This is a genomic window from Legionella sp. W05-934-2, from assembly GCF_964199965.1.
Taxonomy (GTDB): domain Bacteria; phylum Pseudomonadota; class Gammaproteobacteria; order Legionellales; family Legionellaceae; genus JAFIFT01.
In genome coordinates this window covers 220,274-232,203 of sequence record NZ_CAXMZT010000005.1, presented here as the reverse complement: position 1 = coordinate 232,203, position 11,930 = coordinate 220,274, and the positions used below count along the sequence as shown (strand labels likewise).

Here is an 11,930-nt window from a genome sequence, read left to right as displayed (position 1 = left end):
TGCTTACAAAATCTCAGAGGCAAGGATTAAACATATTGATGAGTAGGCCCATGAAATGAGTGGCGTTTTGACATTTTTTCATCATTTGCCTGATGAAAACGCCAGATATCAAAGCGTGGTCTTGGTTGTGATGCAACGTTATCACTGCTTGAGTTAGCCTGATCTAGCGCCGTTTGTTGTTCATTTTCCATCGTTGAATCAAACTCTCCCTCCTTATTGCCCAAATGACTCAAAAAAGTAACACTCCGAGATCGACGAAGCTGATATTGATTGGATTGAAATACTTCAACTAATTGCGCATCCTCTAATGACAGCAAGGGTTTACACGGTTTATGCTTATCAATATATTTCCCCCATGCAAACGTACTAATACAGAAAAGTACAATAAACACCGCACCAGTGAGCGGTATCACTGGAGTGCCGGCAAAGGCAGGTAAAGCAAACAACATGCCGATAAATAACCCCGTCGTTGTGACTAAACTTAGCCCAAGTCGACGTCTTTCATGCGCAATATTATTATCTAATTCTTCTAAATATGCTTTTAGCTGCTGTGAATGAGGCGTGTCTTTTGCTAAATCAATAAGCTGTTGCTTTAATTGATTTAAGCGTGACAATTCAATATAAGCACGAATTCCTGCCAATGCTATGTCAAATGCGTATAAAGCAACGGTCAAATACATAGACCAAGGAGCCAAGCTTCCCACCAACACAAAGCAATTGATTAGTCCCACAAGAAGCCACACGCTATCGTTGGCTAACTCAAACCATTTATCTTTTAATTGCGATTTAAATCGCAACAAAAACCCCAAATTTCGTTGCCTTTTGTCCATCCAGGGATGGGGAAGGACATTTTTTAGCAGCAGAAATAGATTAAGCGAAAGCCTTGGCACATAAAACACCCAGGCTAAATAGGCAAAAATCGGGTTCGCAATCGAATCCATGAAAAAGATAGCGTTGGCAAAGCCCGGAAATCCTTTAAAAATGGGAACAAGCGCGTCTAAGACACGTTTAACACGAACAATTAATAGTCTTGGCCAATTAACACTTGCTGTTTGTTCTCGAAACCATTTTGATATCGGTTTTTCATGTGGTTTATGAGCCTCTTCATGATCCTCATCCATATCAAAATCGCGGATCAGTTCAAACCGATAACCATAGGAACGAAGTAAGCAGCGTAAAATAATTTCTTCTTTCTCAAGACGGCGAGACTCTAGAGGTGAATTAAAATAATGGGTATTGATAACATAAAGTAAATTCGCCAAGGCCAATGCATTTTTAAGATGCGATTCTAACAAATGGTCATCTTTATCGATTTTAATGGAAGCTTGGATACTCTTAGCAATGAGGGAGCAATTTAGAGCATAGATAATAAGGAGGTGATCGTAATCGTAAATAAAGGGACGAAAAAATTCATCCCCTTGGCCATCCGGGGTGTATTTATCTAAAAGCCTTGATTTAAAACACCAATAATCTGGCTTTGATTCATCGCAAACCTGCGGCGTACTTGGTTGGAGTGACTGCAGCAGTGACAATATAGCAGCCATATAGTAATCAGTTCAAATACATCATGCGCACATTGTGTCAAAAAAAATGGCTTTTATCAATAGCAAAATATCTTTGCTCTTCATGCGGACATGAAGTCTATCATACATCAATCAGTAACATCCCAAAGCAACTCTATCATTGACCATTCTGTTCTTTTTTGATACAATATTGTTTTTTTGTTTGGTTCGCACTTATGAAGACTACGATAGAAATACTCCAAATGTTAGACTTAGTTTACGAATCAAATCCTCTACCAATCATTGAGTCATCTGTTGAACCAAATGGCGGCTTGTTAAATGTAGAAAAAGCACTCAATAACAATCCCGAGTGTTGGGATGTTGTCCATATTGGTGCGACGGAGCTAAAGAAAAAAACGATTATCGTCAATTGCACAACGGAAGAATGGTCAAAACAAAAAGCATTTAACCAACAAATAATAACCCGACTAATCGAAGCAGGGCATCAAGTCTATTATTCAACGGAACAAGGTTTTACTCAATATACCAATCCATTGGAACCAGTCGATCAAATTAAACTGCTTACTCCTACTGAAATTTCTCAAGTTTTAGCAAAACTAAATTTACCTCGCGATCGCATGGATCTGTTTGATCATAATCGATTAACTACAATGCACAAGACTATTTTAGGAAATCCAGATTTATATTTTTATTTCTTCAATGTTTTGGCTGATATCGAAATGGGTTTGTTTGACGGTATTGAGTGTAACGAATTCATCAACAGAAATTTTGTATCTGCAATAAAATGGGAAAACGAAAAAAACAATCGATGGGCAGAAGACCCTTTTCATAAGTTAGCACTTGACACTTTTGATCAACAAACTGATATGTCAAATCCACAATTTAAATTAAATCAAACGGAGGATAATCATATCGATTTAGATATACCCCCCGATATCAAATTGTCATTTTTAATACAACACCAGCCTGATTTTCTTAAAAAATTGGCCGCCATCAATTTAGCCAACCACTCTGTCAACTTGCAGCAATTTTTAAATCAAGCCGAAAATCTTGAGTCAGTTTCATTCGCAAATTGTGAATTAAATGAATCAAATGTATCAGATTTACCAACCACTTCATTACAAAATATTGCATTTCATCAATTGCATATCCAAAGGGACCTTTTAAATAGTTTGCTTGAGAAGTCCCCCCATTTAAGCAGTCTTTCCTTTGATAATGTGTCGGTAAATGATGGATTTTATGACGATGATTTATCCGGGAAAACCCTCCAAAATTTAAAAACATTGTCTTTTAAAAATTCTTCTAGTATTAGCATATCGGCGTTTTTCAATTTTTTGGATCAAGCTAAAAACATAGAACAACTAGACTTTATCAATTCCATTCTGATAGAAGGAAAGAATTTTTATATAGGCTTCTGCCAGTTACCAAAATTAAAAAAGCTAAGTATATCTGGCGTTTGGTTAGATGTTATCAATGAATTTATCAACTCCACACCAAACTTAGAATCGATTAGCATCAGTGACTTAAATCAAACTAAATACCATTATGATCTCTCATGCCTGGAAAAATATAAAAAACTCCATACCCTTCAATTTTGGCAAAGTGAGTTGTTACCTTATGAGCTTGAATATCTGTTTAACCAATTTCAAAACATGAAAGCGTTTAGTTACAAAAATTGTGCACCCTTTGGATATGACAACGTTCTTCACCTCGAGAAAAACCAACTCCCAGAACTAGAATCCCTGGACTTTGGCGGGACTTCTTTAAATAATGCCTCCCTCATTAATCTGATAGACGCAGCCCCTAAATTACATACGCTCAAAATAAATAAACCCCTTAATTTCAGTGATTTTCTTAATTACTTATCCCCTCACTCATTAACTTCACTGAAAATAATTCGTTTTGAAAATGGCACCTTATCTATCAATGAGATACAACAGCTAATTAAAATAGCGCCCAACCTTGATACCATTGAATTCACAAAGCCTAATGATACGGAGGCCCTTGAAAACATCAATTGGTTGAAACAAAGTTACCCCCACCTCAAATTGAATTTGGTAGAGCCTAATTTACGCAATAATTCGATGGATGAAGACTATAGCCCATTTGCAAACTATTCTCTTGATGGGGAAATTAGCGAAACAAAAAGCCCCCCTGATTTGGTTGCAAGAACACTCTTTAAAAGCAAAAACCACCAAGATCCCAGCATCAGCGATTACCACCTACTCATGTTTAAATGGGAACCGAGCACACAATCTTTTACACCCGATTATCCTTTAGATGATGAGTTGACGCCTGTTCAGGCATTGGTTGGATTATCCAATGACCAATTAGCGAAAGATTTTGATGACGCCAAAACATTCAATGAATGCGTCTATGGTCAACTGAGTTTAACCAAACCCGCCGTTAATACTTGGTTACGTTTACCTGCTTTAAGTTCTGAAGATGCCCTGATTAGTTATGCAATCGAGCACCCAGATTATGAAATAAAACGTCATAATCGGTCTGGTTATTATTTTATTAAATTTAATAAACCTTGCCAACAAAGCTGTATTAATTACATTCTTAAGCCAGGTAACAACAAAGAATTCGCGCTAAATGAATTCGTGCCTGAGCAATATTTGCAATGGATATCAGCCTTATCCTTCAATCAAGATGGAAGCCTTGAAAAATCGGTTGCTTATAAACAATTACAAGCTTTAGAGCCAAGCGTTTTGCTTAAAGCTTTAGCACAGTATTGCTACTTTGATAAAGAAAATGCTTCTTCCGATATAAAAGGCAATACCATCGATATATTAAACGGATTAATTAAAACAAGAGCCGGTGTCTGTCGCCATCGTGCTCGCCTATTCGTTGCCCTGGCAAGATCATTTGATCTCGATGCTGAGGTGATAGCAAATGACATTCATGAATTTGTGAAGGTTGAACACCAAAAAAATCGATACGTTCTCGATTTAGGGGGTGGCCAAGCGAACGTTACGCATCTTCCAATGCCCGATGTAACACACTACGCTGAAAATCTGGGTATGTCGAAGATATCCAAAAATAACGATGAACAGTCAGACAGGCGAATGCTTTCTTTAAAACCAGACAATCCTTTTCAAACTTGGAATAGTGTTGCAATGAATGCAAAAAACGCCGATGAATTAGTAACAAATCTTATCACCAGTCATGCCTATACTCGTCAATGGTTGATTTTTAGAAATTCACAAGCAATAGAAGCATTGCATCAAGCCTCTTTGAATCATGAAAATCATTTCTTTTCAGAACACTTAGATACCTTAAAATTGCAATCCTTAAGGATCAGTGGTGGGGCCGATTCAAGAGTGGAGAGTCCCATTTGTCAATTTATCAAACGAGCAAGCGCAACGCCTGAAAAAACATTTACTTGGTTTATTAACTGGTCCGATGCCAAAGCCCGACATGTTGGATTAAACAGTGTCATTGACAATGAAGATAGAAATTTAGATGGCCTAAAAATCCCCGCAAATGTTCGCATTGTGGTTTGTAGCGACCAAAATTCAGCTGCAAAAATGGGGGATGATTTTTATTCGCGCTTTGATGCTATCAGCCAAGCCCCCGAAATTGAAATGCCAGATCTTCCTCCTATCCATCCCCATCAACCCATTCAAGAGACTGATGTCATAATCCCATCACCGATAAGTTGGCAAACAATTTTGCTGGGCCGTCCTAATATCCAGGAAGATGAATTAGATATAGCCCCGGGTGCGCTAATCCATGCTGCCGAGCAAAAACTATCAAAACTAAGAATACAAAACCCTCCATTCGAAGACCCAAGTTTTCGCTTTTTCATCAAGGAAGTATTAGCCAAAAAACGATTTTTCTTCAATGGACAATGGTATTCATTGCCAAGTGATTTTACCTTTGATTTTGCTAAGCCTGACTTATCAAATTTCCCAAGCATTACGCCGATGGGGATGCAAGCTAGCTCAAGAAAAATCATCAATGCTGCAACGTATTCTCAGTTGTTTAATCAATACCTAATCACCTCGAAAAATAAGCTTAAATCAGGACCAGGATTTTTAGAGGCCCATCATTCTCTTGAACTGGTGGTAACGGATGATTTATCGGAACTTCAATGGTATCTACTTCTTAAAGAAGCAAGCGATAAGAAGTGTTCATTATCTGTCAAAGCGACCCCCAACGTTACTATCCCGGGACCACTCCAAGCAAGTGTTACCCAAATAGAACCACTCGCCAATCACAATCATTTGATTGTCACAAACGATCTAGACGATGCGGAAGAAACTTGGCAAAGCGCTGACAGCATCACCATTACCGTTGATGCAAAAACAAGCTTTAATCAATTATTTTTCCATATATCCCTGAATAACAAACAGTTTACCGGTCAAGAAACCAACTTATTACAGGCTCTTAAAGAAGGAAAACACATCATTCTAAAGGGTGAGTTTTCCTATACACTCGCCCAACGGTTACAAAGTTTGTTTATAGACCCACCGTCAATTCAAGTGAATGGTAGCACTATACCCGTTAATAACCTAACGCTTATCACCACGAAACCAGCACCCTTCACCGCTATTCGACAGGAAGCACATCGCTATAATCCAGAAAAAGACTTGAAAAAATTAGAAGAACCGATTGCTTCACTCATTCGTCAAACCTATCAACAATTAAATATTAAGCCTTGCCATAGCCATTTTGGTAGCCTACCAACCGGTTTAAAGTCCCAAGAAAAATGGGCGCACGACCTGATTGAAAGATTGGCATGTCAAGCTGACGTTCCACCTAAGTCAACCCTACCGACTTCACCAGAACAGATACTTTCTTATTTGGACAAGCACGGGTTCGTTTTTCTAACAAGTAAAACGGGTTCGGGGAAAAGCTATTTTGTTCAAAAAACGCTTCAGAAATATGCGCAGAAAAATCAACGCCCAGTCAAAATTTATTATGAAAAGTCGTCGATCAAAGATTGGTTAATGCATGAAGATGCTAGAGAACCCATTTTATTTTTCGATGAAGCCAATATCTCCCATGAGCAATACACAATTTTTGAAGCCATCGCCAAAGGCGCGAAAGAAATTTGGTTTGAAGGAGAACGATATCCTTTAAGCAATCATAAAGTTATCTTTGCTGGAAATCCTTCCAGTTATGAAGGACGGCTTTTACCGGATCTGTTGACGCGATACCCAAACTATTTCCATTTCCAAGGAGAGTCCTTGGAAAATATAATAAGGCCTTTGCTTAAGCAGTACGAAAATCCTACTTTGCTATTTAACCTAATTTCTAATTATTATGAAAAAGCGCAAGAAGCTGGGTTAAACATTTCTCCCCGAAATGCTCAAATGATGTGCATGCGCTTCTTTATTTTAAAGGAATTACCAGGGACAAGTGGAATGAATGATTTGTTTCTGATGCGCTATGCCGTCCTCAATGAATTAAAAGCCCTTACCTTTGATAAATCGCTCACTCAGCCCATTCGTAGAGAATTAAAGAAAACCGATAGCTGGAAAGCCGATAAAAAGCGATTAAAAACCTTGATTCCAGGTCCGGCATTGACGGATCAAGCCTCTAACTTTGTCTGGACAGAATCCCGTTACAAAATCGCAAAAACCATCGAATTGTTTCTTCAAATTCGTGAAAAGAAAATAAAACATGCGATTAAACATAACCAAGGGATCAATGGCATCTTAATCGAAGGAGAACCTGGGCTTGGAAAGAGTCAATTAGTCAATTCCATCCTGAAATCTGCAGGAATTGATTATGTCAAAATATCTGCTAAGAACCCACAAACCTTTAGAACTCAATTGCTCGATGCCTTTCATAAAGGGCAAATGGTTGTCGTTGAAGAGTTTAATACATATATCGACGAAACATTGCTGAATGCGCTGCTATCAGGCTATGATTTGGATGGAAACCCGGCAAAGCAGGCAGGGTTTTGCATTATAGGCACACAAAATCCTACCACATTTCATAACCGCCAACCCTTATCAAATGCACTCGACAATCGATTCTTACATATCTTGCTGGATCATTACTCGTCTTCTGAATTTCATCAGATATTAAAGGAAAAATTCAAACTAGCAAACGATGATGCTATAAAGATGACAGAGGACTACTTTCAAGCAAAAACCTACGCCAAAAACCTGGGGTTTTTCCCACCCCCGAATCCTAGAAATGTCATGAATCAAGCTGAAATGAATCGTTCAAAAATCGAGGTTTTTCCGAGTTAATTTCGTTAAATGTCTGGGCTAATCTCCCCCTCACATTTTCCCTTCTTATCAAGCAAGGGGAGCAGCTATACGGATGAAGGCGCTTCAATCCAAGGCATATATTAGCCGCGCAGCGCTATATACTTGATATGCTTAGGAGAAATTTCCAATCATTACCTAAGACCGAGCAACCGATTCTCGCCCTCGTTAAATAGTCTCACCTTCAATGATTGCACCATTTAACCGGCTATTTTTATAGCCATATACCGCATAAATCACAAGACCAACTAACATCCAAATGGCAAATCTTACCATCGTCAACCATGGGAGGTGGAAAATTAAATACGCGCAACTTAAAATCCCCAAGATTGGAATATAGGGCATCCAAGGTGTTTTAAATGGGCGTGGAATTTCTGGATGGCGATAACGCAAGACGATCACCCCACCACAAACTAGCATAAAGGCAAATAAAGTGCCGATATTGACGAGCTCAGCTAAATCCGAAATAGGCATCAATCCACCTGTTAAAGCCATTACCAAACCAGTCATAATGATAATTCGCATTGGCGCTTTCGTTTTAGGATGGGTTTTAGCAAACCAATGCGGTAGTAACCCATCCCTCGATATGGCCAAAAATACACGTGTTAAACCATAAAAAAGCACTAACATCACGGTGGTTAAGCCAGCAATCGCACCAACACCAATTAACCCTGCAGCAAAATGGTGTCCAATTTTTATTAAAGAATTACTGATGGGTGATGCATTATTGAGGGTGTCAAAAGGTACAATCCCTGTTAACAAAAACGAAACTAGCATGTATACCACCGTACATATGGCTAAAGAGGCAATGATCCCTCTTGGTAGGTCGCGTTGTGGATTGATTGCCTCTTCCGCGGCCGTTGAGACTGCATCAAAACCAATGTAGGCAAAAAATATCAAAGAAGCCCCTTGCACCACCCCTTCCCAGCCATAGGGTAAAAAAGGCGACCAATTTTTGGTTTCAACATGAAAGGAAGCAATGGCGATGAAGATTAAAATCACCCCAAGCTTCACAAAGACGATAAACTTATTAAATCGGGCACTAGTCATCACCCCCATACTCAATAATACTGTCAAAAAAGCAATAATCAAAAAAGCTAAGCTATTGATATAGCCATGATTTAATGGACCATGAAGCAACCAATTTGGAACATTCAGATGGATTGTTGTTAAAAAGTCATTCGCATACCCACTCCACCCCACCGAAACAGCGGATGTTGCTATCCCATACTCCAACAATAAGTCCCAACCTACGATCCAAGCTAAAAGCTCACCAAACCCTGCGTATGCATACCCATAAGCAGAGCCACACCCTCCAACAAAAGCGGCAAGCTCAGCATAGGAAATTGCGGAAAAAGCGCAGGCGAGTCCTGCTAGAATATAACAGAAAATAATACCTGGCCCTGCTTGCGTTGCAGCGACAAATCCTGTCAATACAAAAATACCAGCGCCAATAATGGCACCGATTCCTAGGAAGGTTAAATCCCAAGCACTTAAGCATTGCATGAGTTGTGATTCATGATTATGAATATGCTGTATGGGTTTTCTTCGCATCAGATCCATTTATCTTTTCCTTAAAAGAAACACACCTACTAAGTTCCAACCTTAAAAGAAGGACGTTATTTAGAAGACCATGGAAAATATCCAATTTAATTCAATATGTTAGTTATGAAGTGATTGGGTATATGTTAGCACTACTTAATTGGCAAAGAAATACTGCTCAGCTTTGGGATAGAGTCTATGCATAACAATTTACTTATTTATTCGTGAAAGTTTGCATTACCGTCTGCGTTACCGAACCGATTGGTGTCAAGAGAAAAGCTAATGCATTTCATTAAGGTTTATCCATATACGAAAGTTGAGGGCACTCTATCTATAGGGTGATATTGCTAGAATCAAGCTAATTCGGTAACGGAAACGTTAACGCAAACGTTCACGTTAATTAGGCATCAGTCTTGCGAAAATACCCAAATTAAAAGGAAGATTTGGTGTTTTTCCTAAGTCCTGATAGTATTTTGGGGTATAAAAAATTATAACCCTCTTTTGGAAGCGTGTATGAGAAAAAAGGGAATTGTTGGCTTGTTATGGCTACTAATTCTATCCACTCCTGTTTTTGCTGACTCCAGTTGCGATAATTGGCCCTCATGGTTTCAGTGGATATGTATACGTTCTAAGCAGATAATCAACGAAGGGGATAATGCCATAGTTGTATCAGGTTATGCCTGGCATAATCGAAACTATTATACCCCTGAAAAAATTAAAACCTATAATGAGAAAGCCTGGGGTGGGGGATTGGGCAGAGGGTTCTACGATGAAAAACATAATTGGCATGGCTATTATGGACTGGTCTTTCTTGATTCGCATAAAAATCTGGAGCCTAACATAGGCTATGCCTATTTCAAGGTTTGGGAAATTGGCCAAACCCCATTTGAATTGGGGCTGGGATATACAGCCATCATTACCGCAAGAGCCGACCTCAACAAAGGTCGCCCCTTCCCAGGCGTTTTGCCACTAGTCAGTTTTGGCACCAAAACCGTGACTGCTTATGCAACGTATATTCCCGGTAGACGAGGGATTGGCAACGTGCTGTTTATATTTGGCAAAATAACGTTTGGATCTTAAGCACGAACCCATAAAAAAATGTTCAAATTTTATATTTTATGGTAATATATCGTGGGTTTTATTACCCGCACGATGCCTATTGACGCCATATGTAGCATTAAATGTCATATAACTCTGTTTTATGACTTGCATTCAACGCTACACCTTGGTAGTCTTCACGCGATTATCTTGTTTTTGTGAGATAAATCTTAAGAAATAATCAAGGAGATGTTAAACATGAAATTATTTAGCAAAGCAGCTACATTCGTTGGCGCAATGGCTTTAGCTGCAACAACATTTGCTGGCGCTCATCAAGCAGATCGTTGCCCAGGCGTTGAAGCGATTCAAGCGCAAGGTATCTCAATGGTATTACCAATTGATTTCAATTTATACATTGGCATGGAAACCAGCAATTATGACACCGACAACGAGTGGGCGTTTTTGATTGGCCCAGTTGAAAGTGAAGACTATGATGACGCCGTTGGTCAAGCAAATGATTCTTTAAAATCTCTTTCTGGTTCCCCAATGCCTGAAGAAGAAGAAGGCGTTACTTTCTGCGAATACAATACAGGCTCTGACGAATTAGCTGCCATTGCAATTACAGCTGACGATATGCTTTCTACTCAAAAAGTTAAGCAACTTTTCCGTAAAAAGTCATAATTCTAAAAACCTGGGTATAACTTATGGCTTAACCCAGGTTTTCTGCTTTTAATTTCTCTAACCATTGCATAACGTCTGCAACATTATTGGTAAATATCCAAGGAATGTGGCGAGACACCTCACGATACAAGCTAAATTTGGATTCAACAAAGCCAACGCCATATATTTTATTAGCCAGGATTAACCGCTGGATTTGCCGATTGGTTAAAAATAAATAGTGGCCCAGCACGCCCCCATAGGACTTTTCTAAGGCAAATTGGCAGAATTTCTTCACATTATTATGAACTGGAATTAGCAATTGCGCTTCTCGCGGGATTAATTTCAAAGGTCGTAAACTCGCTTCATCTAAGCTAATGATGTAGTAGTCTTCAGTAGGCTTCAGATGCGATAGCAGTGAAACTAATTTGTCATACTGATTAAATGACTCCTTAATCTCAATAAAGAGCTTCTGCTTATGGCGATACGTTTCTATGACCTGCTCTAAAGTGGGTACCTCAGGCAACATGTTTTCAAATTGTGCCCATTTTATCTGATCAATTCGCTCATCTCGTTGAAATAAACGCTTAAAATCTAAATCATGATGCACGATAGGCACGCCATCCGCCGTGCATTGCACATCAAACTCGATGCCCCAAGAGCCTAGTTCAACTGCGCGATCAAAAGCAAGTAGCGTATTTTCAACAATCCCTTGGGAAGGGTTATGCGCCCCTCGATGAGCAATTACTTTGGTGTTTACAATCAATTCCTCATTCGGCTTTTGCCTTGGTAGTAAGGCGTAAAATTTATCAATTGCTTTTTCTAATTTATCTAAAAACGCCATGGTTTACTCACGGTTGCTGACCTAAATATCATAAGGATTTATGAAAAACCCAAGGTCGGGACAAAATTTGGTTATGGTCCAATATCCTAATTATAC

General features: G+C 39.0%; 6 protein-coding genes. 3 read left to right on the top strand and 3 right to left on the bottom strand.

The features are described from left to right. Positions 1-26: 26 nt before the first annotated feature. Complete coding sequence (locus AB3348_RS07835) at positions 27-1,544, bottom strand: hypothetical protein (RefSeq protein WP_367607031.1); 1,518 nt, start codon at positions 1,542-1,544, stop codon at positions 27-29. Between the two features lie 221 nt (positions 1,545-1,765). Here AB3348_RS07835 and AB3348_RS07830 point away from each other — a divergent pair, with 221 nt between their 5' ends. Continuing rightward, positions 1,766-7,735 carry a hypothetical protein gene (locus tag AB3348_RS07830; RefSeq protein WP_367607030.1) on the top strand — a complete coding sequence of 1,990 codons (5,970 nt, stop codon included), beginning with the start codon at positions 1,766-1,768 and terminating at the stop codon, positions 7,733-7,735. Between the two features lie 186 nt (positions 7,736-7,921). On the opposite strand, the gene AB3348_RS07825 is transcribed toward AB3348_RS07830, so the two are convergent. After that, positions 7,922-9,316 (bottom strand): amino acid permease, encoded by a 1,395-nt coding sequence (locus tag AB3348_RS07825; RefSeq protein WP_367607029.1) that lies wholly within the window; start codon positions 9,314-9,316, stop codon positions 7,922-7,924. Positions 9,317-9,808: 492 nt separating this feature from the next. On the opposite strand from AB3348_RS07825, the gene pagP reads away from it, so the two are divergent. Both pagP and AB3348_RS07815 read left to right on the top strand, forming a co-directional pair. Then, positions 9,809-10,375 carry a lipid IV(A) palmitoyltransferase PagP gene (gene pagP / locus AB3348_RS07820; RefSeq protein ID WP_367607028.1) on the top strand — a complete coding sequence of 189 codons (567 nt, stop codon included), beginning with the start codon at positions 9,809-9,811 and terminating at the stop codon, positions 10,373-10,375. A gap of 216 nt (positions 10,376-10,591) precedes the next feature. Then, positions 10,592-11,014 (top strand): DUF4949 domain-containing protein, encoded by a 423-nt coding sequence (locus AB3348_RS07815; protein WP_367607027.1) that lies wholly within the window; start codon positions 10,592-10,594, stop codon positions 11,012-11,014. Positions 11,015-11,042: 28 nt separating this feature from the next. On the opposite strand, the gene AB3348_RS07810 is transcribed toward AB3348_RS07815, so the two are convergent. Continuing rightward, positions 11,043-11,834, bottom strand: coding sequence for a glycerophosphodiester phosphodiesterase (locus AB3348_RS07810; RefSeq protein ID WP_367607026.1), 792 nt, complete (start codon positions 11,832-11,834; stop codon positions 11,043-11,045). Positions 11,835-11,930 lie beyond the last annotated feature (96 nt).

Excerpts from the sequence above, each read along its gene's own strand:
- AB3348_RS07835 (WP_367607031.1), bottom strand. The coding sequence starts at position 1,544 with ATGGCTGCTATATTGTCACTGCTGCAGTCACTCCAACCAAGTACGCCG.
- AB3348_RS07815 (WP_367607027.1), top strand. The coding sequence starts at position 10,592 with ATGAAATTATTTAGCAAAGCAGCTACATTCGTTGGCGCAATGGCTTTA.
- AB3348_RS07825 (WP_367607029.1), bottom strand. The coding sequence starts at position 9,316 with ATGGATCTGATGCGAAGAAAACCCATACAGCATATTCATAATCATGAA.
- AB3348_RS07810 (WP_367607026.1), bottom strand. The coding sequence starts at position 11,834 with ATGGCGTTTTTAGATAAATTAGAAAAAGCAATTGATAAATTTTACGCC.
- AB3348_RS07830 (WP_367607030.1), top strand. The coding sequence starts at position 1,766 with ATGTTAGACTTAGTTTACGAATCAAATCCTCTACCAATCATTGAGTCA.
- pagP (WP_367607028.1), top strand. The coding sequence starts at position 9,809 with ATGAGAAAAAAGGGAATTGTTGGCTTGTTATGGCTACTAATTCTATCC.